We start from the raw sequence: 25,026 nt of genomic DNA, 5'->3' as shown, positions 1-25,026 counted from the left end.
CCCGCATGAGCATACCGGCCACCCTGGAAGACTTCGGGAAGGTCCGGATCGGCATCCACCAGGTGGAGTACAGCGTCGGTGTCGATATCCCGGTCATCCACGTCTTCGGCCGGGACGCCTCCGGGAAGGCTGTCAGGGTCAATGTGACCGGTTTTCGGCCTTACTTCTACGCACCCGCCGACCAGGCGGACGGCCGATCCCTCCCGCAGGGGGTCGACCCGGAGCCCGGGACGACCTACCGCTCCATTCGCGGCGACCCGCTCCGGCGGCTCTACACCCGGCGCCCCGGCGACGTCCGTACCGTCCGTGATGACTTTATGCAGCACTATGAGGCCGATATCCCGTTTACCACCCGGTTCATGATCGACTGCGGTCTTACCGCCGGTGTTGAACTGCCGGCCGGTACCGTCGAACTGCCCGACGGAACCTTCGAGGTCGAGTATCACGACCTCGTGCCGGCCGATATCAAGGCTCCCGCCAGGACCTGTATCATGGATATCGAGTGCGTGGACGAGCAGGGGTTCCCTGAGCCCGAACGCGACCCGATCATCTGCGTCACCTGCTGGGACTCCTTCGACGGGGACTATACGACACTCCTCTGGCAGTCCGGCGGGGTGCCGGGCGATGCGCCCGAACTCAGTCTCCACGAGCGGCACCGGGTCGTCCGGTACCCGGACGAGAAGGCGATGCTCCGGGGACTCATCGACTACGTCAGGGAGCGCGACCCCGACATCCTCTCGGGCTGGAACTTCGTGGAGTTCGATATCCCCTATATTCTGCAACGGATGGCGACACTCGATATGCGGGCCGAGGACCTCGCGCGCCTTCCCGGGCAGACCGAACGGAACGCCGTTCGCGGGAGGGCTGTCTTCGACCTTCTTTCCGCCTACCGGAAGATGCACCAGGCCCAGAAGGAGTCCTACCGGCTCGATGCGATCGCCGGGGAGGAACTCGGGGTGACGAAGGTCCGCTACAGCGGGACGATCACGGCGCTCTGGCGGTCCGACCCGGCACGACTCGTGGAGTACAACTGCCGGGACGTCGAGCTCTGCGTCGGGATCGATCAGAAGAACAACATCATCGAGTTTTACCGGGAGATATCCCGGTATGTCGGGTGCCCGCTCGACCGGACGCTGAACTCGTCGAACGTCATCGATATCTACGTTCTGCGGAAGGCATCCGGGACGTTCGTCCTCCCCTCGAAGGGGCTCGCCGCCGGGGACGAGTTCGAGGGGGCGACCGTCTTTGAGCCCGCCACCGGTCTAAGGGAGAACGTGGTGGTCCTCGACCTGAAATCGCTCTACCCGATGGCGATGATGACGATCAACGCCTCGCCCGAGACGAAGAACCCGGACGGCGAACTGCGGGCGCCGAACGGCGTCCGATTCTCCCGCGAGCCGGACGGGTTGACACGGAGCATCCTCGCCGAACTCCTCGGTGAGCGGGACGAGCGCAAACGCCTGCGCAATCAGTACCCCTTCGGGTCGGCGGAATACGTCCTCTACGACCTCCAGCAGAACGTCCTGAAGGTGATCATGAACTCCTACTACGGGGTCTCGGGCTACACCCGGTTCAGACTCTACGACCGTGAGATCGGGTCGGCCGTCACCTCGGTCGGCCGGGCGATCATCCGGCACACCCGCGACGTCATCACCGATCTCGGCTACACGGTTATCTACGGCGACACCGACTCCTGCATGGTCGAGGTTCCGCCGGCGGGTCTCGAAGAGACCATCGCGCGGGCGAGGGAGATCGAGGCGCGGCTGAACGTGAGTTACGGCGACTTCGCGAAGACCGAACTGAACGCCGATACGCACTACTTCTCCATCAAGTTCGAGAAGGTCTACCGCCGCTTCTTCCAGGCCGGCAAGAAGAAGCGCTACGCCGGGCACCTGGTCTGGAAGGAGGGCAAGGACGTCGACGAGGTCGATGTCGTCGGGTTCGAGATCCGGCGGAGCGACTCTCCGCAGATCACCCGGGAGGTGCAGCGCGCCGTCCTCGAGATGATCCTCCGCGGGGACGCGTTTTCCGACGTGCAGGCATACCTGCGCGACGTCATCAGGAAGTATCGCCGGGGGGAGTACTCCCTCGACGAGGCCGGTATTCCCGGCGGGATCGGGAAGAACCTGGAGAGTTACGAGAACGACGACGCCCATATCCGGGGCGCCAAGTACTCGAACGAGTACCTCGGGACCGACTTCAAGCGGGGCAGCAAGCCCAAACGGGTCTACATCAAGACCGTCACGGCGAAATACCCGCGCACAGACGTGGTCTGCTTCGAGTACGCCGACCAGGTGCCGCCGGAGTTCGTCGTCGACTGGGAGACGATGCTTGAGAAGACGCTCAAAGGGCCCCTCTCGCGGATCATCGAGCCGCTCGGGTGGGACTGGCACGACGTCGACCCCTCGAGGACGACGCTCTTTGACTTTGGGATGTAAGAAAAGTTTTGAGGGCCGCTTTACGCGAAGCCCCTTTTTGCGCGCTCCTCTTCGAGGAACGCACTGCGCTCGATGTTCTTCGCCCAGGCAATGCGGCCGCCGACGATCTGCCAGTTGCCCATCTCCAGGACGTCGATCCCCTCGGGGACCCCGGAAACGTTCGCCCCGCCGGGTACGACCAGAACAGCCTTATCGGCTTTTCCGGCGCTTGCGGCAGCCTGGAGCGCCTCGACGGCACCTGCCGGGACCTCGGGGGCCATCTTCACGTTCACGAGCACCCGCTCCGTCCTGCCGGCAACCCGGCGGGAGAGCACGCACTCCGGCTGCACACTGCCGGCAGGGGTCCATGCGAACTGCCACCCGTCCCGGGGAGAGAAACGCCGGGCGATGGTCTTCCGGACATCAAGATACGTAGAATCCTTTATGCCACCCATATCAATATCCTCTGCTTTACTGTATGGTCACGGTCGAATATAAGCATTATAGTTCTTTCCTTCTCCGGCAGCCCCGCCTGAACCTGGTGGTGATCGGCGGCTTCTCTCCTCCCGGGGCCGGTGAGGAGATGGGCACGGAACCCGGGCAGGACGGCGCACCCCAAATGACCGGAGGAACACTTTTATCCTACCACCGGTATTATGCAGCGGGGTTGTTGACAATGGCAGAGGCAACGCAGACAGAGGTCGGGGTTGTGGAAGCGTACGAGAGGCTGGCCCGTGAGGTGCTGGATCGGCCGGAGAGCATTCCGAGCGCCATCCACAATCTTCTCCTGAAACTGGCGGAGACGCATCCGGGAGCAGTCTACTGGATCGTCAGGAAGTTCTATCAGGAGTACCTCCGGCTCTATGTCTCCGATACCGGGTACATCGGTATCGCAGACCGTTACGAGCCGGAACTGATGTACCCGGGCGATATCGCCCTCTATATGGTGCCCGAGAGCCCGCAGCCGGGGGATGTGGTCCAGATCTCCTTCACCGATAAGGACGAGGTGAGCGTCTACGTCATCCACGGCCGGGTCATCGAGTGCAACGAGGACAGATCGATACAGGTCGCGGATACCAGTACCGGAGAGGACTACCGTGTCGTCGACTGGAACATTCTCGGGAAACTGGTCAAGGTCATCCCGTTCGAGTCCGATGAATGGCAGGAGCTCTTCCCGGCATCCGGCGTCCCGACGGAGTGGCTCGGCACGTCGATCGAGGAGAACATCCGCTCGATCCAGGATTCGGATGTTCCCGGGAAGGATGAGGCGATCGCCGAACTCAAGAGCCGCCTTGCGAAACTGGTGTAGCGGGAAGAGATCCGCTGCGCCTCCTTTCGTGCCGGGGGCACGCCGGGAGGCAGGCGGACCGGTCCCGGCTGCCGCCTCACGTGTCGCGCACCGCCGGGACGAACCCGGCCCGTAAGTATCCGTATCGACTACGGGCAACGTTTCTCCGGCATTGCTCCGCCCGCCGCACGAACTTTTTTGAAGGGGAGCGATCTATCCGGGCCGTATGAAACATCTGGCAGTGATCATCCTCGTCCTGCTGCTCATCCCGTCCGGAGCCCAGGCGCTCACCTTCCTCGGCGGGGACCAGCAGGTGATCGACACACCCATCCCCGACGACGTGGTCGCCTCGGGCGGGTCCGTGACCGTCAGCGCTCCCGTTGACAGCCTGACGGTTGCCGGGGGCACGGTGAGGGTGGATGCGCCGGTCGCCGGCGACATCATCGCCGCGGGAGGCACCCTGATCCTCAACGGCGACGTCGGCGGGAAGGTGCTCGCCGCCGGGGGCGAGATCGAACTGAACGGGAACGCGACGAACGCTCTCGTCACCGGGGGCACGGTCCGGATCGGCGAAGACGCCGTCATCGAGCGCGACGCGTTCATCTCCGCGGGCGAGGTCACGAACGCCGGATCGGTCCTGCGTAACCTGACGGTATCGGGCGGGACCTTCAGCAACACCGGCACGGCCGGGAACGTGACGTTCGAGGAGCAGGAGGAGCCGGGACCGCTGCTGCCGGGCCTCTTCTCGGTGCTGCTTGCCATCGGGTTCCTCATCCTCGGGCTCATCCTCATCAGGATATTCCCCGACCTGTTCGCGGCGGTGGTCCGGCAGGTCGAGGGGAGCCCGATCCTTCTCACGGTTCTCGGATTCGTCGCGATCGTCGTATCGGCGATCATTCTCCTCATCGTCGCCGTCACGATCATCGGTCTCCCCCTCGCGCTCGTCGGCGGGCTGCTCTTCATCGTCGCCCTGATGCTCTCGTCGCTCTTCGTCGCATATGCCCTCGGGGACGTCATCGCCTCCCGGGCAGGATGGAAGCCGGGGCGTGCCTGGATCTTCGTCCTGGGATTCGTGATCCTGCAGATCCTCATCTTCATCCCGCTGCTCGGGGCGATCGTTCAGGTCGTCGCGGTCAGCCTCGGCTACGGCGGGCTGCTCTACGCGCTCAGGAGCGTTTGCCCGTTCCGTGCAGGCGGGGGCGGGGCGTAACCTGCTTTCCCGGCCGGACGCCCCATCTCCTCTCACGAGAAGGGTTCTTCGGGGGCCGGGCATCTGCGGGAGCCCCGGGCTCCTCCTCCACCGTCTCCGTCCCGGCAGCCTCGCCCGCCGGGCACCCGACCTGCTCGATCCGGGTCCCCGGCAGGACCACCAGGTTGTAGGCGTTGTGGTCGCGGTTGAAGCGGACGAGCACCCCGTAGAACTGCACGATGGCCCCGTAGGGAATGTTCCGGAGCGCGCCACGCAGCGGGCCGCGGAGGGTCGCCGGGATCACGGCGTAGACCGGGTCTCTCGGCGTCCCGTCGCAGACCTTGTAGACCTTCGTCCGGTTATCCCCGAGGTTGCCAGAGATCAGTGCGGCGACGACGTTGATCTTCTTGTCACGGTGCCGGTTGAGGTGAGAGAAGCGGGCGAACTTTGCTCCCGGCGGGACCCGGTAGGCGTGCTGCGTCTTTTCATCCTTCCGCAGGAGCGCCGAGGAGTACTTGATATCGACGTTCGTGAACCGGTAGGCGTTCGCCCCTCCTGCGAGGCGCTCCATCAGCCGGGTCGGGCGAATATCGCCTTTCTGCTCGAAGGTCCAGCACCGCTCGGGGTTGCAGGCGGTGCCCCAGATGAACGAGCAGGGGCTGTGGACGGCAAGGCCCCGGTCCGCGATCGCGCGCACGGTCCGGCGCATGGCGGTCGAGTTGGCAAGGTCCGCCGGCTCCACGACGACGATCGTCCCGTCGGGCGCGAGCCGTTCGGCGAGACGGGCGACGAGGTCGGCACGCCGGTCGATATCGAGGTGGCGGAGCTCGTTCAAGACGTTCGAGAAGACCATGAGGTCTATCCGGTCGGGCAGGTCCTTGCCCGTGAGCGCTTCGATATCCCCGCGGATGGGCTTATGCACCTGCACGGCGTTTCCATGCGCCGCTGCCGCTGCCGGGACGAGGGCGTTGTAGGCCTCGAGGTGCTCTTCGGAGCGCTCGACTGCGTAGACCTCGGCCGAACCGCTGCCGATCCTTCCGAGAAGGTCGATGACGGCGAGCGGCACGACTCCCGGCCCGGTGCCCAGATCGAGGATGCGCATGTGCGGCTTCGCAAGCCCCTGGGTGATGACCTGCCAGAAGATGTGCTCGAACTGCACCAGGTAGACGGGCGCGTGGTAGGCCAGGTAGCCGAGGACCGGGTAGGCCTTCCGGTAACTCACCTGCCGCTCTTTCCAGTACTGGCTCTTCTGGGCGAGGATGGCGTTCGCCATCCGGTCGAGCACGACCGGGTCGTCCCAGGACTTGGCGGTCTTCTTCGCGATGTAGGACTCGACCAGCTGCTGGATGTAGTCAGGCACCTCCGGCTTTTCGAAGAACGCGAGCTGGCGCTCGCGCCCGGCATCGTCGACCGTGAACTGCTCTGCCGGGCGGCGGCCGACCACGTAGTCGTCGCCGGCGGGGCTGAGGGTGAGGCCGAGGCCGTCGAGGTGCGGGCGGACTTCCCCGGCAAGGCGTTCGAGCGACTGCCCGGCCCCCTGGTCTTTTTGCAGTTCCGAGAGCCGGAACTCGGGCTTTGCGCCTGCAAGGCTTTTCAGTGCTGCAATGGTATCCCGCTCGCTCATGGCATACCAGCTCGGCAGGATGGGTAATACAGGTTCCGGGCGGGACCGTCGGCGCCGGTAAAAGAGGTGTTCGAGAGCCGGCCGGGAAGCCCCGGCGACTCACCCGCTCAGGGCGTGCCGGCCCCCTTCTCCCGTCCGAGCCGGAAGGCCGCGGCGTTGACCTCGACGGTCTTTTTGGGGACGCACCGCCGCACCGCTTCTTCGAGGGTCTCGGACCGGAGAGGGATGTCGCTCGACGCGGCCCCGAGCATCACGATGTTCTGCGAGAGGACGCTCCCCGCCTCTTCGGCGAGGCCTGCGGCGTCGATGCAGGCTACGTCGAGGTCGGCGAGCGCGGCGAGGATGCTCTCCTCGTCGGGCACGTCCAGGTTCTGCTGGTAGACCGACGTGGGGACGACCAGGTGCCGGTTCACCACGAGCCTCCCGCCGGCCGGGAGGTAGTGGCGGTAGCGGAGGGCCTCGAGGAGGTCGAAGGCGATCAGGAGATCGGCAGTCCCCGGCACGATCAGGGAGCCGAACTGCCCGTCGATGCGGATGTGGCTCTCCACCGACCCGCCGCGCTGCGCCATGCCGTGGGTCTCGGCGCTCCGGACGGTCCGGTTCTCGATGATGCATGCCTCGCCGAGGACGTTCGAGGCGAGAACGGTCCCCTGGCCGCCGATCCCGACGATCAGGATGTCGAACGAGGGTTTCATTGCCGTCCCTCCGTACCGATAGCACCCGATGGACAGATGTCCGCGCAGACGCCGCACCCGGCGCAGAGTTCGGTGATCGTCGCGTTCTTCCCGGCAAACGCGATCGCCGGGCAGCCGAACGACCGGCAGGCACCGCAGCCCGTGCATCGCTCGGGGTCGACCGCATACGCCTTGCGCTTGATCCCGCTTTTCCGTGCGGTGATGACGCAGGGCTGTTTCGCGATGATCACCCGGACGCCCTTGCGCTCCTTCGCCCGGCGGAAGGTGTCGAGGAGCACAGGGAGGTCGTAGGGGTCGACCGTCTCGACCCAGGATACCCCGCACGACCGGCAGATCGCGTCGAGCGATATCGGCGTGCTCTCAACGCCCGTGGCCGTCATTCCGGTGTTGGGGTTGGGCTGGTGGCCGGTCATCGCGGTGATCCGGTTGTCCAGGATGACGACGACCATGTCGGCGCCGTTGTAGACGGCGTTTAAAAGCCCCGGCATCCCCGTGTGCAGGAACGTCGAGTCGCCGATGGTGCAGACGACGGGGTGCTCCTCCCCCGACCGGGAGATGCCGCTCCCGACGGTGATCGAGGCGCCCATGCAGATGGTGGTGTCCACCGCCCCGAGCTGGAGGCCGAGGGTGTAGCACCCGATGTCGCTTGGGAAGATGGCGTCGCGGAAGACCTTCCGCATCGCGTAGAACGTCGGCCGGTGCATGCACCCGGCGCAGAGGATCGGCGGGCGGGGCGGCACCCCCGGGACCGGTGTGGCCGCAGGGTAGGTCACGGTGGGGGTAATCCCTGCCTTTGCGAGAGCGGCGGCAACGGTCGCCGGGCTGAACTCCCCTTCGTACGGGACCGTGCCGTTTATCTTGCCGAAGACCTCCGTCTTCGTCGCCACCTGGCGCACCGCCTCTTCGACGACCGGGGCGAGTTCTTCGACGACGAGGATCTTCTCGTGCCGGTCGACGAAGTCCCGGAGCCACTCCTCATCGATCGGGTAGGCGCCGACGACCGCGAGCGAGACGTCGTCCCCAAGAACCTCCTGGACGTAGGCGGCGGCGACGCCGCTCGCGACGACTGCGGTGCTGCCCCGGATGGTGTGGCGGTTGTAGCCGAGTTCGACCAGCCGCTTCTTAAGCGCCGGCTGTTTTTCGTTCAGAACTTTATGCAGAACCCGGGTGTGCGCGGGGATGACCACGTACTGCTTCGGGTCGCGGTGGAAGGCGGCGGTCCGGTGCTCGGTGCCGACCTCTCCAAGGTCGACGTCGCCTTTCGAGTGGCAGATCCGGGTGGTGGGGCGGAAGATGACCGGGAGGCCGAACTCCTCGGAGAGGCCGAAGGCGTCCTGCAGCATGTCGTGCGCCTCCTGGACCGATGCCGGGTCGAGGCAGGGGAGCCGGGCGAAGTGCGCGTAACGACGGGTATCCTGCTCGTTCTGGGAGCTGTGCGCGAAGGGGTCGTCTGCACAGAGGACGACGAATCCTCCCGTAACCCCGGTGTATGCGCTCGTCATCAGGGGGTCGGCCGCCACGTTCAGCCCGACATGCTTCATGGTGCAGAGTGCGCGGAGACCGCACCAGGCGGCGGCGAGCGCGTTCTCGAAGGCGACCTTCTCGTTCGTGGACCACTCCACGGTGAAGGGGCGCTCCTCCTGCACCCGGAGGATGTCGATCACTTCGGATGACGGCGTCCCGGGGTAGCCGCTGGCAAAATCGATGTTCGCCTCCAGACACGCGTGCGCAATGCCCTCGTTCCCGAGTAGGTATCGTACTGCCATTGTTCCACTCAACTATACTTCTATCATCGGTTTTCAACATAGCGCTTTGGATACCGGTCCGGAACAATTCGGTGCTGAAACGCCGGGTGTTGCAGGGTAGTCCCGACGGCCCGTATCCTTTGCGTATGATTGTTCTCCGGTGAGCCCTACGTTCCGGCAGGGGCTGCAGATACGTCTTCGGCACTGCCGGGGATGCTGTATACCTCTCCCTCTCCCCCGTCGATAAGCCGGGTGGTTGACGGTCGCGAGTCGATGCTTGCCTCGATGCGGCCCTGCGCGCCGGCTCCGTTTCCGGGAAGGTACCCATCTGCGGAGTCCGTCCCATGCTGTCGCCCCCGTATGTTCTTCGCGGATGTCATTCTCGGACGATTCTGGAGCAGAGTCCTTGCACAACCTTTAAATTGAAGATTGTACAATATTTGTAGGCACTAATACAAGTGTTCCGGGCCCGTAGCATAGCTGGTGGTGCACCCGGCTGATAACCGGGAGGTCATGCGTTCGAATCGCATCGGGCCCACTCTACTTTTGCCCTGTTTGGTGAAACAAGTGCTATTGCAGGCTTTATTCCCTTTTGTATTTCGCTATCTGTTTAACTTGCGGGGGTGACACGGCACGATACATATCCTCTTCCGCTTCTTCCGCAGGGCCGATTGACGGCGTAACTTGAGCACTAAATATATATTCTATCAGGCGACTTTCCACACTCCATGGCATCTATGCAACAACATCTGCACGCAATAGTTCCGTGTGCTGGTCGCTCTAACAGCCACTCTCCAGCACAGGCGTATGCACTCCCCTCATCCAGGGAAGTCACCCTTCGGTAGGAGGATTCCGGATGCCTATTATTATCGTGGAGATGAATGCAAATGGCTGCAAATGGGATGAAAAAGTACGCTGCTGAAATGTTCGGGACCTTTGCACTGGTGCTTATCGGGGTCGGAAGTGCAGTTCTCGCTGGGTCGGTGGTCGGAAATCTCGGTGTAGCATTGGCTTTTGGACTTGCTCTTCTTGCGATGGTCTATGCCATCGGTGACGTTTCCGGGTGCCACATCAATCCCGCTGTCACCGTGGGAGTGCTGACGGCGGGCAAGATGCCAGCGCGGGAAGCGCTCATCTACATCGTTGCCCAGTGCATCGGGGCCATCATCGCTGCTGGAGTGATTCTTGCCATTGCGGTGGGAAACCCATCCTACTCGCTCGCCGTGGACGGGCTCGGTCAGAACGGATACGGTGCATTGTCGCCGGGCGGCTATTCGCTTGCATCCGGGTTCCTGGTTGAGGTGGTGATGACGCTCCTGTTTGTCTTCGTGATCCTGGCTGTGACCGGCATTGAGGAACTGAAGACATTTGCCGCTCTGCCCATTGGCCTGGCGCTGTCGATGGTGCATATCGTCATGATTCCGGTGACCAACGCTTCCGTCAACCCGGCGCGGAGCCTGGGGCCAGCAGTCTTTGTCGGCGGCGAAGCGCTCATGCAGCTCTGGCTCTTCTGGGTCGCACCCATCATCGGCGCCGTCCTGGCCGCTGTCCTCTGGCGTTACGTCCTGGTGACCGGAATTACCCGTCCGGTCGCTGTGGCGAAGCCTGCAAAAACTGAACGCTAGGGACTCGCCCCGTGTCGGCAGGGATCCGATCCTCCCTCCCCTTTTACGAAAAGGTCGCGGGTGCCTACACCGGAACTTTGCGGTCAGCCCGGCATGCCAGACCTTTTTACATCCTCGCACACACGAGGGCAGCCCGCGCAACCAGTCCTGCATGCCGGTACAGGGGCGATGAAGCATGCGAGGTGGCAGATGATGAGCATGGTGCGGTATCTGTTATTATATGGCCACTTAGATAAAAATCAGCGTCATGGTGTTCAGGGAAATCGATGATGATTTCTGGGATACTGTCCCGAAACACCTCCTTCCAATAAAGTCATAGATCAGTCGACCCCGGTGTGACCCCGGGGGTTGTTTAACCACACAAAAACTACTTTTTTACGTTCTACGAGGAGATCTATTCCTATGTTTCCCACCGGTCATGCGGCTGAAAACCTCCACATAACCCTCGATACCCGTCCCGCCCTCTCTCGATCCTGCGCCGCACGGTGCCGGAGGGGGAGGCGGGCGTGAACGCCGTCGAGGTCCGGGGACTCTCGCGCTCCTTCGACGGCCGCGAGATCCTTCGCGACGTCTCGTTCACCGTCGGGCACGGCGAGATATTCGGCTACCTCGGCCCGAACGGTGCCGGAAAGACCACGACCATCCGGATCCTGCTCGGCCTGCTCGCCCCCGGCGCGGGCGAGGTCCGGGTTCTCGGGAGGGACCTCGCCGCCGACGACGAAGCACGCGCGCAAGTCGGGGTGCTCTTCGAGAACAACGGTCTTGCCGACCGGATGAGTGCCGCCGGCAACCTTGCCTACTACGCCGGGCTCTACGGCGTCGACAATCCCGCGGAGAGGATCGACGAACTCCTCGCGCTCGTCGACCTCGCCGACCGGCGGGACGACCCGGTCGGGACGTTCTCGACCGGCATGAAGCGGAAACTCGGGATCGCCCGGGCCATCCTCCACCGGCCCGAGGTGGTCTTCCTCGACGAACCCTCCTCCGGCCTCGACCCCGGTGCGCAGAGGATGGTCCGCGACCTGATCGTCGAACTCTCCCGGCGGGAGGAGATGACCGTATTCTTAAACTCCCACCACCTCGACGAGGTCCAGCGGGTCTGCTCCACGGTCGCGATCCTTGCGGGAGGGAGGATCCGGGCCTTCGATTCGGTGGAGAACCTCACCACGGCCTCCGGCCGCCCGTCCGTGACGGTCGCCCTTGCCGACCCGGGCGAGCGTGCCCGTGCGTGCGAGACCGTCGGGAGGCTGCCGTTCGTCACCGGGTGCGATGCGGACGGCGACGCCCTCCACTGCACCCTCGCCGACCCGGGCGCGACACCGGACCTCGTCGCGGCTCTCGTCGGGGCCGGGTTTCGGATCGAGGAGGTCCGCCGGTCGTCCCGGTCGCTTGAGGAGATATATCTCGAACACGTCGACCTGGTGGAGGGCGGAGCATGAGCACGCTCGCCGTCATCGCCCGCCGCGAAATAAGGCTTGCCCTCCGGAACCGGAGCGCCCTCATCACCGCGCTCATCTTTTCTGTCTGGTTCCCGGTCATGTCGGCCCTCAGCATCGCTGTGGGCGCCGGGGGAGATACCGCCGCCGTCGCGGGCGCCATCGCCGCGATCACCCTCCCGGTCGGGGTCTTCATGGGCTACATCTTCTGCGCCGACGCCTTCCTCCGCGAGAAGCGGGACGGCACCATCGAGACGCTCCTCTGCGCCCCCGTCTCGCTCCGCCGCCTCTGGGAGGGAAAGGCTATCGGGGTCGCCGTCCCGGCCTACGTGATGATGCTTCTTTCGGCCGCAGTGAGCGTCGCGGCGATCGCCGGCCTCACCGGTGTCTCCGTCGCCGCCGAACCCCTGCTCCTCCTTCACTTCGTAGCCGTCGTCCCGGTCTGGATTGGTGCCTCGGCCGGGCTCATCGGCGCGGCCCAGCTCGCGCTCGGGATGCGGGAGAACCAGATCCTCGGTTTCGCCTTGATATTCGGGTTCATCTTCCTGATCGGTGGGCTCCAGACCGTCATATCCGGCGGACCGGGCATCTCGGCAACGATGGAGGCGGTCCTCGCGGCAGTCGGGCTTGCTCTTCTCGCCCTTGCCCGCGTCATCGCCGGGAAGGTGACGAAAGAGCGGATTATCCGGACGATCCCGTGAGGTGGGGGGCGGGACCGGGGAGGAAGGTAGAACGGCGATCGCCGGGTGCGACGATATCCTGCTTCGCACCTGACGGAGGGCATACCAAACCGGGATCCTGAGGATACGGTCGGTACCGGATCTCCCCGCCGGCATCCCGCGCCCGTCGCCGACAAAAGCATGATATACAGGTACGGCAAGGATGCATGCACCATGCAGGAGGAGCACGATCTCCCGAACCGTATCCTTCGTGCCCTCCGGTTTCGGCCGAAGGGCATGACCATCACCGAGGTGGCGAAACAACTCGGCGTCACCCGGAACTCGGTCTCGAAACACCTCGAGATCCTTCAGATCGCCGGTAAAGTCGATGTGCGGCATATCGGGAACGCGAAACTCTACTCCCTCGCCCAGCGCGTCCCGATCTCCGCCTTCCTCTGCTTCACGAAGAACCTGATCCTCATCCTGGATAACGACCAGCGGATCGTCCAGGTCAACGACCAGTGCCTCAAGCACCTCCGGCAGTCGAAGGACGATCTCATCGGCCGGACGATCCGCGAGGCGGCGCTCCCCGTCGTCTCCACCCCCGAGGCGCTCGCGGTGATCGAGGGCCTTGAGCGCGAGCAGGTGATCGCCGATATCCGGTACCAACGGGACGAGGGCGAAGAGTTCTTCTACCAGATGCAGGCGATCCCGACGACCTTCGAGGACGGGGAGACAGGTGCAACGCTCGTGCTGGAGGACATCACCGAACGGAAGCGGTATGTCAGGAACATGGAGTTTCTTGCCCGGACCGCGATGGAGCTCGTGGATATGCCGCCGGGGCAGGATATCTACCAGTATATCACTGAAAAGATCGCCGAACTCGTGCCGAACCCACGAATTTTCGTGGCGGCATACGACGAAGCCGAGGGAGAGTTCGTCGTGCAGGCGGCGCAGGATAAAGACTTCCATGCTGGTATGGCACGCCTATTGGGGGTGGAGCCCGTTGGCCTGACATTTCCCATCAAAAAGGTATTATCGCATCCCCAGGGAGGGAATCCCCTGGCATTGCTGACTCGGGGTATCCAGGAGTACGTGTTAGACCCGGAACCTGGTCTGGGAAAGTTGTCATTGTACGGGGATATTTTCTTCAGGCAGATCCCCGAGGAGATCTGTGAAGAGATGTGTTCTACATGGAATCTTGGGAAGATCAATCTCACCTTCCTGGTCTGGGAGGACCGGTTATTCGGCTCTGTCAAGATATTTCTGTCGCCCGGCGAGGTGCTCGAAGACAAACAGGCGATCGAATCCTTCCTCCGCCAGGCCTCGATCGCCCTCGCCCGGCGGCAGACCGAGGAGCGGCTCCGCCGGAGCGAAGCACGGTTCCGGGATCTGATCGACTCATCACCCGTCGCGGCGGCCATCATCGAGAGCGACGGCCGCTACACCTTCATTAACCAGGCGTTCACCGACCTCTTCGGGTATACGCTCGCGGATATCCCCACCGGGAAAGAATGGTTCCGGCTTGCGTTCCCCGACGACACCCAGCGCCGGGAGGCGGTCGCCGCCTGGAAGGCGGACCGGGAAGCGGCCGGCTCCTGCCACTCCCGGCCGCGGACGTTTCCTGTCCGGTGCAGGGATGGGGAAGGGAAAGAGATCCGCTTCTCGCCGATCGAACTCTCCGATGGGACAGAGTACGTCACCTACGAGGACGTCACCGAGGAGCGCCGGATTCATGGTGTCCTGATCGGCGAGATAGCGGGACTGCGAAGAAAGTAGTCGTTTCCTGGCGGTTCGTCTCCGCCAGGGAATGTATTGTGGATCCAGAGGCCCCGGAGTGCTCTACAGCGTCTCCTCGCCGTAGAGGTAGGGCCTGAGGGCCTCAGGGATCGTGACCGAGCCGTCCTCGTTCTGGTTGTTCTCCAGGATCGCCCGGATCGCGCGCGAGGTCGCTATTGCGGTGCTGTTTAAGGTGTGGACGTAGCGCTTGGAGGTGAACTCGACGGGGTCGCGCACCTTGATATTCAGCCTGACCGCCTGGTAGGCCGTGCAGTTCGAGCACGACACCGCTTCGCGGTAGCGCTCTTCGCGCGGCATCCAGACCTCGAGGTCGTACTTCTTTGCGGCGACGGTCCCGATATCCCCCGTGCAGATCAGGACGACCCGGTAGGGGAGGCCGAGCCGCTGGAAGACCTCCTCGGCGTTCGCCATCAGTTCCTCGTGGAGGTCCCAGGACTGCTCCGGCGTGGCGTATACGAACTGCTCCACCTTGTGGAACTGGTGGACGCGGAAGAGGCCTTTCGTATCGATCCCGTGCGCCCCGATCTCGCGCCGGAAGCACGGGCTCAGCCCCGCCAGACGGAGCGGCAGGTCCTTCTCCTCGAAGATCTCGTCGCCGTACATCGCGGCCATCGGGTGCTCGCTCGTCGCGATCAGGAACTCGTCCTCGCCGTCGAGTTTGTACATGACGTTCTCGAAGTCGGCGAGGTCGGTCACGCCCTCGTATGCGGCCCGGTTCATCATGTAGGGGGGAACCACCGGGGTATACCCGCGCTGGACGAGGAGATCCATCGCAAACCGCTGGAGCGCCATATCGAGCAGGGCAAGCCTGCCCTTCAGGAAGTAAAACCCGGATCCGGCGATCTTCGCCGCGCGTTCGAAGTCCGCCCAGCCCTGCTCGACGGCGAGCGCGCCGTGGTTCTTCAGGTCGAACGCAGGGACCTCCGGTTTACCCCACCGCCGGATCTCGACGTTCTCGGTATCGTCCCTGCCGACGGGCACGCTCTCGTGCAGGATGTTCGGGAGCCGCATCAGGCGGTACTTCACCGCTTCGGTGAGTTTATCATACTCCGTCTCCGCCTCGTTGACCCGCGCGGGAAGGCCTGCCGCCTCGGCAAGAAGCCCGGCGATATCGTTCCCCGCCTTCCTCGCCTGGCTGATCTCGCGGGATATGACGTTTCTCCGGTTGCGCAGGCCCCCGATCTCCACGGTGAGTTCCCGTGCCCTCCGGTCCATCTCCAGCACCTCGTCGACCCAGGCCAGTTTCTCGACATCCCCTCGCTTTGTGAGGTCTGCCCTGACGATATCGGGGTGTGCACGAACGAACTTCAACTCAAGCATACTGTCTCTCTGTACGTACTTCGCCATGACGGTATATGGTCATATTGCCCTTCCTGCGTGAAGAGTGCCGGCGACTCCCGGGCTGTGTCCTGATCACGACCTCCCCCTCCACCCGAAGCCTATCCTTATAATTTCCGGCGAACCAACTCATCTATATGGATAAGAACCAGAAGATCGTCCTGATGACGGGCGCCCTCGTCACGCTCGGGCTGCTCTTCATCGACGTCTTCTACGCCCTCATCGCGCTGGTATTCATGCTCGCTATCCTGATGAGTTTCCGTATCATGGGAGATACGGAGAACTACCCGCTCATCACCGCGGATCTCTCGGAAGATGCGCGGGAGATCATTCTCACCAATACGGGCACCGCGAGAGCGCAGAAGATTCGGGTTGCCCTCGTCCCGCTCAACATCGATTTCGAAGTCGCCTCGCTCGACCCGGACGAGGAATCCGGCTTTAGTCTGGCATCGATGGTCTCGGAGGCAAAAGCGGTCATCACGTACCAGAATGCCGAAGGCCAGGAGTTTACGCGCTCATATCCGCTCACGGCACTCGGGGCAGGGCGCGACCCCACCGAGCCGATGTTCCCGATCTTCGGGCGCCGGTGAGAAGAGACCGGGGGCGGGAGGGCGGTCCCGGAACCGACCCTGAGGTGTGACTGCGGCCGTCGGTACGGCGGGCGTCGGAGCACCCTGAGGTGTGACTGCGACCCGCCGGCACGACGGGCGTCGGAGCACCCTGAGGTGTGACTGCGACCCGCCGGCACGGCGGGCGTCGGAGCACCCTGAGGTGCGACTGCGACCGTCGGCCCCCCCGTATCCGGGAATAAAAATGGTTTTCAGGAGCCGAGGTACTCGAGCGTCCGCGCGAGTGCGGCCGTCAGTTCCTCCTCCTTCCCTGCATACTCGTACAGCGCCCGGTAGAGCATGAAGACGAGATCGTAGCCGTAGATGTCGAACGCCTCCTCCGGTGTCAGGGGGGCGAGGTACGAGTCGGTCCGGATATCGGTGGTGGTGTACATCAACTCGTGGAAGGCCCCGTCCTCGTCGAGAACGCATATCTGGGCATCGACGGGTTTGCTCGGGTCGTCCGGGCGGTACGGGAGCGGTTCGGCCTTCCCGAGGACGATCATCTTCTTCTCGTAGAACGCCTGGTCGTAGAGCTCCCCGGACGCCTCCCTCTTTGCGCGCTGAAGTATCTCAAGCCCGATCTGCTTCACGACCGGCGCCGTATCGGCAGCCATCCGTGCAAGGAGGGCCCCTATGTTGCCCCGGAGCTCCGAGGCCGACTCTTCCTTCTTCGCCTGCAGATCCCCGAGGGTCTCGAGGAGCCGGGCGTATCCCTCTTCGATGATCGGATCCATTGTTCACTCACCTCTTGCGTGCGCCGGCATAAGCGCACCGGTTTGTCCCGCTAGTCGCCCTGCCGGAGGCGTTCGACCCCGAGGGCGCCCGCATACGCCAGCGTGCTCACGAGGATGATCGTCGCCCCCGACGGGACGTTCAAAAGGTAGGAGAGCCCTATTCCCGTCACGGAAAAGACGATGCCGAGGGCGACGGCAAGGAACATCATGCTCCAGAGCCGGGTGGTGTAGAGACGGCTGATCGCTGCCGGGAGCGTGAGGAGCGCGATCACGAGGATGATCCCCACCACCCGGATCAGCATCACCACCGTGAGCGCAATCAGCACAAGGAGAAGGAGCGAGAGCCGTTCGACCGGGAGGTTCATGACCGTCGCGTAGTCAGGGTCGAAGGTGACCGCCTGGAACTCCCGGTAAAGGAAAGCTACGACGCCGACGATGATGACCACGAGGACCGTCATCAGCAGGATGTCCCCCCGCGGCACGAGAAGGATGTTCCCGAAGAGGTAGGAGAAGAGGTCGGGGGCGAACCCAGGTGTCAGGTAGACGAAGAGGATGCCTATGGCCATCCCGGCCGCCCAGACCGCGCCGATGATCGTGTCCATCTGCTGCCTGGCCCGGATCTCGAGCGCGCCCATCCCGAGCGCCGTCGCCACGGTGAACCCGGCGGCGCCGAGGAGCGGGTCTATCCCGAGGTAGTAGCCGAGACCGATCCCCCCGAAGGCCGCGTGGGAGATGCCGCCGCTGACCGAGACCATCCGCCGCACCACGACGTAGGTGCCGATGACGCCGCAGGCGACGCTCGCGAGCACCCCGGCGGCGAGCGCGTTCCTGAAGAACTCGAACCCGAGCACCTCGAGCATACTCACTCCTCCCTGGAGTGCTCCGGAAAGACCCGGTGCGGAACCCCGTGGGCGATCAGGTCCACCGGGCAGTGGTATGCGGCCTCGAGCATATCCGACGCGATCTCGTTCGTGTCGTGCGTGTAGAGGTGCCTGTTCAAGCAGGCGACCCGGGTCACGTGCTCCGGGATCACCCCGATGTCGTGGGTCACGAGGACGATCGCCATCCTGTCGCGGAGCCGGTCCAGGACCTCGTAGAACTGCGCCGCCGTCGGGGCGTCCACGTAGACCGTCGGTTCGTCGAGGAGGAGCACCTTCGGGTCGCCGACGAGCGCCCGGGCAATGATTGTGCGCTGCTGCTCCCCACCGGAGAGGTCCCGGATCTGCCGGTCCGCAAGATCAGCGATGCGCATCGTCTCGAGCGCCTCCTCGGTCCGGGCGAGGTCTTTTCCGTCATAGCGCCGGGGCCTGCGGGTGATGTGGCCGAGGCGTCCGGAGAGGACCATCTCCCGCACGGTGATGGGGTAATCGAAGTCGAACGTCCGGAACTGGGGGACGTAGCCGAGGAATCTGCGCATCGCGGCCTCCGTGCTGCCGAGGATCCGGACCTCGCCGCGGCAGGGGGTGAGGAGGCCGAGGATCACCTTAAGAAGCGTCGTCTTCCCGCCGCCGTTCGGCCCGATGATCGCGTAGAACTCGTCGGGATAGACGGCGAGGCTCACCCCCTCGAGCACGGTATGTCCGCGCATCCTGACCCAGACGTCGTCGACCTCGATCACGGGGGCGGTCATGGCCCGCTGCTCCCTGCGAATGCCGAGGCCACGTGCCGCATGTTCTCGAGGTAGTCTTTCGCGAGCGGGCTTACCGGCACCACGGTGCCGCCGATCTCGCCCGCGATCACCTCGGCGCTCCGAGTGGAGTGCTCGGGCGACGCGAATATCACCCTGATTCTCTCCTCCTTCGCCTGCGTGATGAGGTGTTCTATCCTCTGCGGGGAGGGCTCCTTCCCCTCGTCCTCGATAGGGACCTCGACAAGACCGTAGTCCCGGGCAAGGTAGGCCCACGACGAGTGGTAGACCATCACCTTCGTCACCCCCGACTCCGCGAGTGCACCGGCGATCTCCGCATCGAGGGCATCGAGCTCCCCCTGGTAAACATCGGCGTTCCGGCGGTAGTCGTCGGCGTTTGCCGGGTCGACCTCCGCAAGCCCCTCGCGGATGTTCTCGACCATGATCTTCGCGTTCCGCGGAGAGACCCAGATATGCGGGTCGGTTCCCGCGTGGCCCCCCTCGCCGGTCGAGATCAGGTCGACGCCGCGCGAGCAGTCGACGACCAGCATCTCAGGGTTCAGAGCGGCGATCTTCTCCTGCCAGGCGAGTTCGAACTCGATCCCCGATCCCACCACGGCATACATGTCTGCCTCCGCGACGTCGGCGAGGACCGCCGGCGGAGGTTCGTAGGTGTGCGGGTCGGCTCCCGGCGGCACCAGCAGGATCACGCGGACGTGGTCGCCTCCCACCCTTTCTGCGAACTCCTGCTCGGGCGGTATGGTGACCGCGACGACGATCTTCCCGTCCTCCTGCCGCTCGGTCCCGGTGCACCCGGCTGTGGCTGCTGCAAGCAGAAGGACCATGAATACGGCTGAAACGAGCGAAAAGGAGGCGGCGTTGTCTTTATCCTGCGATCCCATGGCTTTCCACTCCGAACTTGGTATTGGTCTAAATTTTCCTGCATGCAAAGATAAAAACGTTTTGCCGTCACCCCTGCTGGTATTCCCGGGGGCAACAGCAGCAGCGATCGTGCTCGATCTCCCCGCAGACGCTCATCATCGGGTGCCCGAGCGACGTACACATCCTGTTCGTGAGGTCCTTTGAGAAGCACTGCTCGATCTTCTTCGCCTCCCTGCAGGCCTCGCCGGGCTCAAGCCCGTGGCGGCTGAGCACCAGGGCGACGATCCGATGACGCCGGATAAGGAACCGGGCGTAGTCGGTGCCGAGAGTTGTGACTCTCACCCCGTGATAGGGCGTATGCTCAAGATATCCTGCCTTTGCCATCTCCGTGAGCGCTTTTGTCACCGTCGAGGGCGCGACCGAGAAGTGGGCGGCGATCCCGGTCGTCTTCACGACGTCGCCCTTGATATAGATGTATTTGAGGTATTCGGCCTTCTTCGAGGAGAGTTCGTGCCCGGTGATCCCCAGCATGGGAAGAGGATACGCTTCGCCGGGTGAAAAACTTTCGGTGGGGCTAAACCCTGTGCCCGGTACCGTGCGGGATCAGCTTGCCGATGACGTAGTGCCGCCGGTTCTCCGTGATCACCGCGCTCCCGGAGAACCCGAACGGCAGGTCCTCTTCAACGACGACGTTGAGGTAGCAGGGGTTGCGGCAAACGGTCGAACCGGGCGCGTTCTTCTCGGTCGCAACGACCGGTGTCTCCCGCCCGATCCAGCACTCGTTGTAGCGGTCATAGATCCGGTTCGCTTCGACAAGCAGCACCCGGGACCGGTCTTTCCTGATTCGTTCGGGAAGATCCTTTAAGGCGGCGGCGGGCGTGCCGAGCCGCCGGGAGTAGCGGGTGATGTTCACCTTCACGAATGCCGCACGCTCGAGGAGTTCGAGTGTCCGGCAAAACTCCTCGTCCGTCTCCCCGGGGAACCCGGTGATGAAGTCTGAGGAGACCATCATATCCGGGTAGCGTTCCCGGCACGCATCGACGATCCTCACGATGTCGGCCGCACGGTAGCCGCGCTGCATCCGCTCGAGGACGGCATCGGAACCCGACTGGACGGGGAGGTGGAGGAACCGGAAGACCTTCTCGTTCTCGTAAGCGTCGACGAGCGGCCCGAGGATCCCGAGCACCGAGGCCGGGTGCATCATCCCCAACCGGACGGCGAACCTCCCGGGGATCTCTGCGATCTCTTTCAGGAGGTCCGGGAGCGTCTCATTCCGGTCGAGCCCCCAGGCGGCGACGTCCTGCCCGGTGAGCTGGATCTCATAGGCGCCCGACGCGACGAGATCCCGCACGGCATCGAGGATCGCTTCGGGCGGCGTGCTCTCGAGCTGCCCCCGTGCGAGCCGGGTGATGCAGTAACTGCACCGCCCGACGCACCCGCTCGCCACCTGAACCACGCCGACCGCTCCCGGACCGGGGGTGCCGACACCGCGGGAACGCTCGTGGATCTCGGCCGGATGGATAACGTGCGGCGTGCAGACCGAGCGGATCAACTCCATCTGGACGAGCGGCATGCACCCGGTCACGTAGAGGTCGCGGTCGGCGAACGCCGCAAGGCGCCTGAGCATCTTTCGCTCGGTCGCGCCGATCACCGTGCAGGTGTTGACGATCACGGTATCCGCCTCGTCCGGCCCGGTCAGCGTGCAGTCGAGACGTTCCAGTATCGCCTCAAGCCTCCGTGTGTCGGCGTGGTTATAAGTGCACCCGTAACTCTCGATATGGATTCGTCTTCCCCGCAGATCCTCAAGGGTAATGGCAATCGACTCCCTGCGCGCGGTCGGCAGCCGGTTCGATATCAGGCGGTGTGATTACCCCTATCGTTCGGGGGATGTTTTACCATCTTCCGGCCGGTTTCGTGCCGAGCACAATACTTAACCGCTGATATTACAACTTCTTTATTTGATGATTAAAATAGGGTTGCTGGGATGCGGCAACGTCGGGCGTATCATCGCCACACACGCCGAGAGCATCCAGGTTATCGCTGTCTTCGATATCATCCCCGGGCGGGCGGAAGAACTGGCGGCGCTCTGTCATGCCCGGCCATATACGGATTTCGACGCCTTCATGCAGGAGGATTTCTCGATCGTCGTGGAAGCCGCCTCGGTCGACGCCGTCAGGTACTACGGCGAGGCGGTCCTTCGGTCGGGACGGGACATCGTCGTCCTCTCCGGGGGAGCCCTCGCGGACGATGAGTTCCGCGAGCGCCTCGTCGACGTCGCACGGGAGGCGGGAAGGAAGATCCGCATCCCGAGTGGCGCCATCACCGGACTCGATAACCTCAAGATCGGCCAGGTCTCGCCGCCGAGACAACTCCTCCTGCGAACGACGAAACCCCCCGCGTCGCTCGGGATGACCGCCACGGCCCGGACAGAGGTATTTAAAGGGCTGGCGCACGACTGTATAAAGCAATACCCGAAAAACATCAACGTCGCGGTAGCGTTGGGACTTGCTGCCGGCAGGGACGCCGATGTGGAACTCTGGGTCGACCCTGCAGCAGAGAGGAACATCCACGAGATATTCGTCGAGGGCGACTTCGGGGACATCTACATCCGGGTCAGGAACGTCCCGAGCCCTGATAACCCCTCGACGAGTTACATGGCAGCCCTCTCCATCCTGACGCTCTTGAAGAACCTCGAGAACCCTCTGGTGGTGGGTACGTAGCAATGGAGAAGGAGATTCGTGCGCTCAAAGCCAGAAAGAACGCAGTCGTCATGGCGCATAACTACCAGTCCATGGAGATCCAGGCGCTCGCCGACGTGGTGGGCGACAGCCTCGAGCTCGCGGTGAAGGCGAAGGAGACCGGAGCGGACCTGATCGTCGTCTGCGGTGTCCGGTTCATGGCCGAGACGGCAAAGATCCTCAACCCCGGACGGAAGGTGATCATCCCGGTAGAGGACGCAGGATGCCCCCTTGCCGACTTCCTGACCCCCGACCTGATCCGGGAGGCAAAAGCGCTGTATCCCGATGCGGCCGTGGTCGTCTACGTCAACAGCACGGCGGAGAGCAAGGCGCTCGCCGACATCACCTGCACCTCCGCAAACGCAGTTGGGGTCGTTCGGTCGCTCCCGCAGGATACGATCCTCTTCGGGCCGGACGCAAACCTCGCGGCATACGTTCAGCGGGAGATCCCCGAAAAGACGATCGTCCCGGTGCCGCCCGGTGGCCACTGCTACGTTCACATGGGGTTTACCCTCGCCGATGTAAAAGCGGCTAAGAAGTCGGGCAGCATGGTCGTCTGTCACCCCGAATGCCCGCCGGAGGTCCAGGAGCAGGCCGACCTGATAGCCTCCACGGGGGGCATGGTCCGGAGCGCCGCAACCGGCAGGGACGAGCCCTGGTCGGTCTTCACCGAGCGGGAGATGGTCTCCCGCCTCCGGGTCCTCTACCCGGGAAGGGTCTTTTACGAGAAGCCGGAGGCCGTCTGCGCGGATATGAAGAAGATATCCCTCGCCGACCTCCGCCAGGCGCTCGAATCCGAGGAACACGAGGTCGTCCTCTCCCCCGAGGTCATGGACCGGGCACGGCGGGCCATCGAGCGGATGATCGCCGTCGGGGCGTGAGTGCGGATGATCCCGATCGACGACCTGCTCCGGTTCGTCCGGGAGGATGCGCCGTGGGGCGACGTCACCTCGGAGACAGTCGTCCCCGACGTCTCCTGCCGGGCGGTGATCCGGGCGAAGGAGTCGGGGACCGTCGCGGGCCTCGCTGAGGCACGGGCGCTCTTCGAACACTTCGGGGTCACGGTCCGCGAACGTATCCCTGACGGCCGGACGGTTGCCCCGGGAGAGACCCTCCTCGAACTCGACGGCCCCGCGAGGGCGATCCTCCTCGTTGAACGGACGGCGCTCAACATCATCGGGCGGATGAGCGGGATTGCGACCCGGACCCGTGAGGCTGTCGACGCCGTCCGGAAGGTCTCACCCGCCGTGCGGATTGCCGCCACCCGGAAGACGGCTCCGGGGCTGCGGATGCTGGATAAGAAGGCGGTGGTCCTCGGCGGGGGCGACCCGCATCGCTACTGCCTCTCGGATATGGTCCTGATCAAGGACAACCACCTCGCGCTGGTGCCGCTCCCGGAAGCGATACGGAAAGCGAAGGAGCAGAGCCTCTACCGGACGGTCGAGGTGGAGGTCGAGACGGCACAGGACGCAATCACGGCTGCAGAGGCCGGGGCCGAGATCGTGCTGCTCGACAACATGGCGCCGGATGCGGTCCGGGGGACGGTCAGGACGCTCGTCGGGCAGGGGCTCCGGGATCGGGTGACCCTCGAGGTCTCGGGAGGGGTTGCCGGCGGTGACCTCGCGGGGTACGCCGCGACCGGGGTCGATATCATCAGCATGGGTGCGCTCACCCATACGGTCAGGAACTTCGACGTGAGTCTGGATATCCTGAAAGGTGCGGGCACGTTCCGGGTTCCGTGACCGGTGCCGCTCCGGCAAGGTCGTGGTTCATGAGGTACTCCCTGACCGCCCTCGATCCCGCCCAGCCGGAGTCGAGCTGCCTGACGACCTCATTGATCTCTTTTGCCTGTTGCCGGATCGCATCCGAGTGTTCGTTCTCGATCAGATCGGCGAGCGCCATGAGCACCTGAAGTGGGTGGCGGATCCGGTCGGCAAGGGTCGCGAACTGCTCGATGTTCGCTTCGATCTGGCCGATAGCCCACCTCTTCTCCTGATCCGGGGGTGCATTCTCCTCTCCCAGGGTGATCCGCCGCCATTCCCCGTCCTGCCGGATGACGGCCAGCTGGTGCGTGGAAGCAATCTCCAGCAGTTCTCGTGTCCCGCAGGCATCAAGCGGGTAGGCGCAGACGGCGGCGATCCGGCTGCTCCCGATGGCGCGGTTGACCTTTGCTTCGTACTCCATGAAAGCACCCCACTCCATCCCTGTCAGCCAGGAGACGTTGCCGCTGATGAACAGGCCTTCATAACCCCTCTCCTGCGCCTCAAGCCCTTTCCTGATGCATCTGTTCAATGCAGCGGAGCAAGAAAAACCGCCGTCCCGGAGGTACCACTCGTTTGCGTCAAAGATCTGGACCTCTCCCCGCCTCAGGCGTCGGTCCAGGTCTTTGACGCTTCTTGCGAGGACCTTCTTCGCCGCACCTGCCTGCAGGGGGTCTGCGGTGATCCATACGCAGCAGGCATCCTGCTCCAGCCCCGACTGGAAGTAAGGCACCAGGGTGTCGATGAGGTCGTGCCGGCTCCGGTAGACGAGGCAGGCATGGGTACCCCAGGGTGGCCCGGAGAGGACTGCTGTTTTGTCCGTGAAACAATCGCTATCTGTCAATGCGGCAACATTCC

Annotated in this window: 23 protein-coding genes and 1 tRNA gene; 12 read left to right on the top strand and 12 right to left on the bottom strand. The window is 63.9% G+C overall.

The window, feature by feature from the left end; genetic code table 11:
- Positions 1-5: 5 nt before the first annotated feature.
- Positions 6-2,438, top strand: a complete 2,433-nt coding sequence (locus tag DIC75_RS11855; RefSeq protein WP_250988331.1) for a DNA-directed DNA polymerase — start codon at positions 6-8, stop codon at positions 2,436-2,438.
- A 20-nt stretch (positions 2,439-2,458) separates the two neighbouring features.
- Here the strand turns inward: DIC75_RS11855 and DIC75_RS11850 are convergent, their stop codons facing one another.
- Complete coding sequence (locus tag DIC75_RS11850; protein ID WP_250988245.1) at positions 2,459-2,872, bottom strand: hypothetical protein; 414 nt, start codon at positions 2,870-2,872, stop codon at positions 2,459-2,461.
- A 221-nt stretch (positions 2,873-3,093) separates the two neighbouring features.
- On the opposite strand from DIC75_RS11850, the gene DIC75_RS11845 reads away from it, so the two are divergent.
- Positions 3,094-3,726, top strand: coding sequence for a hypothetical protein (locus tag DIC75_RS11845; protein WP_250988244.1), 633 nt, complete (start codon positions 3,094-3,096; stop codon positions 3,724-3,726).
- Positions 3,727-3,931: 205 nt separating this feature from the next.
- Positions 3,932-4,915, top strand: coding sequence for a carbohydrate-binding domain-containing protein (locus tag DIC75_RS11840; protein WP_250988243.1), 984 nt, complete (start codon positions 3,932-3,934; stop codon positions 4,913-4,915).
- Here DIC75_RS11840 and DIC75_RS11835 read toward each other — a convergent pair.
- From DIC75_RS11835 to iorA, 3 genes are all read right to left on the bottom strand, one after another.
- Positions 4,872-6,518, bottom strand: coding sequence for a DUF8157 domain-containing protein (locus DIC75_RS11835; protein ID WP_250988242.1), 1,647 nt, complete (start codon positions 6,516-6,518; stop codon positions 4,872-4,874). The genes DIC75_RS11840 and DIC75_RS11835 overlap by 44 nt on opposite strands.
- Positions 6,519-6,625: 107 nt before the next feature.
- Positions 6,626-7,213 (bottom strand): indolepyruvate oxidoreductase subunit beta, encoded by a 588-nt coding sequence (locus DIC75_RS11830; protein ID WP_250988241.1) that lies wholly within the window; start codon positions 7,211-7,213, stop codon positions 6,626-6,628.
- The gene (gene iorA, locus DIC75_RS11825) at positions 7,210-8,979 is read right to left on the bottom strand and encodes an indolepyruvate ferredoxin oxidoreductase subunit alpha (RefSeq protein ID WP_250988240.1); all 1,770 of its coding nucleotides are present in this window, start codon (positions 8,977-8,979) and stop codon (positions 7,210-7,212) included. Before iorA ends, DIC75_RS11830 begins: the two co-directional genes overlap by 4 nt.
- Before the next feature lie 444 nt (positions 8,980-9,423).
- Between iorA and DIC75_RS11820 the strand changes: the two genes are divergently transcribed.
- The 5 genes from DIC75_RS11820 (at position 9,424) to DIC75_RS11800 (ending at position 14,457) form a co-directional block, all read left to right on the top strand.
- Positions 9,424-9,496 (top strand) — tRNA-Ile (locus tag DIC75_RS11820).
- A gap of 343 nt (positions 9,497-9,839) precedes the next feature.
- A complete protein-coding gene (gene aqpZ, locus DIC75_RS11815; protein ID WP_250988239.1) occupies positions 9,840-10,583 on the top strand; it encodes an aquaporin Z in 744 nt (247 codons plus the stop codon).
- A 506-nt stretch (positions 10,584-11,089) separates the two neighbouring features.
- On the top strand, positions 11,090-12,022 hold the full coding sequence (locus DIC75_RS11810; protein WP_250988238.1) for an ABC transporter ATP-binding protein: 933 nt from the start codon (positions 11,090-11,092) through the stop codon (positions 12,020-12,022).
- Positions 12,019-12,720, top strand: coding sequence for an ABC transporter permease (locus tag DIC75_RS11805; RefSeq protein WP_250988237.1), 702 nt, complete (start codon positions 12,019-12,021; stop codon positions 12,718-12,720). Before DIC75_RS11810 ends, DIC75_RS11805 begins: the two co-directional genes overlap by 4 nt.
- Positions 12,721-12,912: 192 nt before the next feature.
- Positions 12,913-14,457, top strand: a complete 1,545-nt coding sequence (locus DIC75_RS11800) for a PAS domain S-box protein (RefSeq protein ID WP_250988236.1) — start codon at positions 12,913-12,915, stop codon at positions 14,455-14,457.
- A gap of 63 nt (positions 14,458-14,520) precedes the next feature.
- Here DIC75_RS11800 and serS read toward each other — a convergent pair whose 3' ends face one another.
- Positions 14,521-15,798: a serine--tRNA ligase gene (gene serS / locus DIC75_RS11795; RefSeq protein WP_250988235.1), complete on the bottom strand. Its 1,278-nt coding sequence runs from the start codon at positions 15,796-15,798 to the stop codon at positions 14,521-14,523.
- A 155-nt stretch (positions 15,799-15,953) separates the two neighbouring features.
- Here serS and DIC75_RS11790 point away from each other — a divergent pair, with 155 nt between their 5' ends.
- Positions 15,954-16,406: a hypothetical protein gene (locus DIC75_RS11790; RefSeq protein ID WP_250988234.1), complete on the top strand. Its 453-nt coding sequence runs from the start codon at positions 15,954-15,956 to the stop codon at positions 16,404-16,406.
- A 230-nt stretch (positions 16,407-16,636) separates the two neighbouring features.
- Here DIC75_RS11790 and DIC75_RS11785 read toward each other — a convergent pair whose 3' ends face one another.
- The 6 genes from DIC75_RS11785 to DIC75_RS11760 form a co-directional block, all read right to left on the bottom strand.
- On the bottom strand, positions 16,637-17,161 hold the full coding sequence (locus DIC75_RS11785; RefSeq protein WP_250988233.1) for a hypothetical protein: 525 nt from the start codon (positions 17,159-17,161) through the stop codon (positions 16,637-16,639).
- Positions 17,162-17,211: 50 nt separating this feature from the next.
- Positions 17,212-18,021, bottom strand: coding sequence for a metal ABC transporter permease (locus DIC75_RS11780; RefSeq protein ID WP_250988232.1), 810 nt, complete (start codon positions 18,019-18,021; stop codon positions 17,212-17,214).
- A gap of 2 nt (positions 18,022-18,023) precedes the next feature.
- Entirely contained in the window at positions 18,024-18,791 is a 768-nt protein-coding gene (locus DIC75_RS11775; protein WP_250988231.1) for a metal ABC transporter ATP-binding protein, read from the bottom strand.
- Positions 18,788-19,690, bottom strand: coding sequence for a metal ABC transporter solute-binding protein, Zn/Mn family (locus DIC75_RS11770; RefSeq protein ID WP_250988230.1), 903 nt, complete (start codon positions 19,688-19,690; stop codon positions 18,788-18,790). Before DIC75_RS11770 ends, DIC75_RS11775 begins: the two co-directional genes overlap by 4 nt.
- Positions 19,691-19,757: 67 nt before the next feature.
- On the bottom strand, positions 19,758-20,201 hold the full coding sequence (locus DIC75_RS11765; RefSeq protein ID WP_250988229.1) for a metal-dependent transcriptional regulator: 444 nt from the start codon (positions 20,199-20,201) through the stop codon (positions 19,758-19,760).
- A 43-nt stretch (positions 20,202-20,244) separates the two neighbouring features.
- The gene (locus DIC75_RS11760) at positions 20,245-21,447 is read right to left on the bottom strand and encodes a MiaB/RimO family radical SAM methylthiotransferase (protein ID WP_434220825.1); all 1,203 of its coding nucleotides are present in this window, start codon (positions 21,445-21,447) and stop codon (positions 20,245-20,247) included.
- A 184-nt stretch (positions 21,448-21,631) separates the two neighbouring features.
- On the opposite strand from DIC75_RS11760, the gene nadX reads away from it, so the two are divergent.
- From nadX to nadC, 3 genes are read left to right on the top strand one after another with little or no spacing between them, the layout of a single operon-like run.
- Entirely contained in the window at positions 21,632-22,390 is a 759-nt protein-coding gene (gene nadX, locus DIC75_RS11755) for an aspartate dehydrogenase (RefSeq protein ID WP_250988228.1), read from the top strand.
- A gap of 2 nt (positions 22,391-22,392) precedes the next feature.
- Entirely contained in the window at positions 22,393-23,289 is an 897-nt protein-coding gene (gene nadA, locus DIC75_RS11750) for a quinolinate synthase NadA (RefSeq protein ID WP_250988227.1), read from the top strand.
- 6 nt (positions 23,290-23,295) lie between these two features.
- Positions 23,296-24,150 (top strand): carboxylating nicotinate-nucleotide diphosphorylase, encoded by an 855-nt coding sequence (gene nadC / locus DIC75_RS11745; protein ID WP_250988226.1) that lies wholly within the window; start codon positions 23,296-23,298, stop codon positions 24,148-24,150.
- Here the strand turns inward: nadC and DIC75_RS11740 are convergent.
- Positions 24,089-25,012, bottom strand: a complete 924-nt coding sequence (locus tag DIC75_RS11740; RefSeq protein ID WP_250988225.1) for an MEDS domain-containing protein — start codon at positions 25,010-25,012, stop codon at positions 24,089-24,091. The genes nadC and DIC75_RS11740 overlap by 62 nt on opposite strands.
- Between the last annotated feature and the right edge of the window lie 14 nt (positions 25,013-25,026).

The organism is Methanoculleus oceani, assembly GCF_023702065.1.
Lineage (GTDB): Archaea > Halobacteriota > Methanomicrobia > Methanomicrobiales > Methanoculleaceae > Methanoculleus > Methanoculleus oceani.
The sequence above is the reverse complement of the archived record's forward strand: the minus strand, read 5'-3'. Positions and strand labels throughout refer to the sequence as shown.

Coding starts and splice junctions, on each gene's coding strand:
- DIC75_RS11855 (WP_250988331.1), top strand. CDS start 6: ATGAGCATACCGGCCACCCTGGAAGACTTCGGGAAGGTCCGGATCGGC.
- DIC75_RS11850 (WP_250988245.1), bottom strand. CDS start 2,872: ATGGGTGGCATAAAGGATTCTACGTATCTTGATGTCCGGAAGACCATC.
- DIC75_RS11845 (WP_250988244.1), top strand. CDS start 3,094: ATGGCAGAGGCAACGCAGACAGAGGTCGGGGTTGTGGAAGCGTACGAG.
- DIC75_RS11840 (WP_250988243.1), top strand. CDS start 3,932: ATGAAACATCTGGCAGTGATCATCCTCGTCCTGCTGCTCATCCCGTCC.
- DIC75_RS11835 (WP_250988242.1), bottom strand. CDS start 6,518: ATGAGCGAGCGGGATACCATTGCAGCACTGAAAAGCCTTGCAGGCGCA.
- DIC75_RS11830 (WP_250988241.1), bottom strand. CDS start 7,213: ATGAAACCCTCGTTCGACATCCTGATCGTCGGGATCGGCGGCCAGGGG.
- iorA (WP_250988240.1), bottom strand. CDS start 8,979: ATGGCAGTACGATACCTACTCGGGAACGAGGGCATTGCGCACGCGTGT.
- aqpZ (WP_250988239.1), top strand. CDS start 9,840: ATGCAAATGGCTGCAAATGGGATGAAAAAGTACGCTGCTGAAATGTTC.
- DIC75_RS11805 (WP_250988237.1), top strand. CDS start 12,019: ATGAGCACGCTCGCCGTCATCGCCCGCCGCGAAATAAGGCTTGCCCTC.
- DIC75_RS11800 (WP_250988236.1), top strand. CDS start 12,913: ATGCAGGAGGAGCACGATCTCCCGAACCGTATCCTTCGTGCCCTCCGG.
- serS (WP_250988235.1), bottom strand. CDS start 15,798: ATGCTTGAGTTGAAGTTCGTTCGTGCACACCCCGATATCGTCAGGGCA.
- DIC75_RS11790 (WP_250988234.1), top strand. CDS start 15,954: ATGGATAAGAACCAGAAGATCGTCCTGATGACGGGCGCCCTCGTCACG.
- DIC75_RS11785 (WP_250988233.1), bottom strand. CDS start 17,161: ATGGATCCGATCATCGAAGAGGGATACGCCCGGCTCCTCGAGACCCTC.
- DIC75_RS11780 (WP_250988232.1), bottom strand. CDS start 18,021: ATGCTCGAGGTGCTCGGGTTCGAGTTCTTCAGGAACGCGCTCGCCGCC.
- DIC75_RS11775 (WP_250988231.1), bottom strand. CDS start 18,791: ATGACCGCCCCCGTGATCGAGGTCGACGACGTCTGGGTCAGGATGCGC.
- DIC75_RS11770 (WP_250988230.1), bottom strand. CDS start 19,690: ATGGGATCGCAGGATAAAGACAACGCCGCCTCCTTTTCGCTCGTTTCA.
- DIC75_RS11765 (WP_250988229.1), bottom strand. CDS start 20,201: ATGCTGGGGATCACCGGGCACGAACTCTCCTCGAAGAAGGCCGAATAC.
- nadX (WP_250988228.1), top strand. CDS start 21,632: ATGATTAAAATAGGGTTGCTGGGATGCGGCAACGTCGGGCGTATCATC.
- nadA (WP_250988227.1), top strand. CDS start 22,393: ATGGAGAAGGAGATTCGTGCGCTCAAAGCCAGAAAGAACGCAGTCGTC.
- nadC (WP_250988226.1), top strand. CDS start 23,296: ATGATCCCGATCGACGACCTGCTCCGGTTCGTCCGGGAGGATGCGCCG.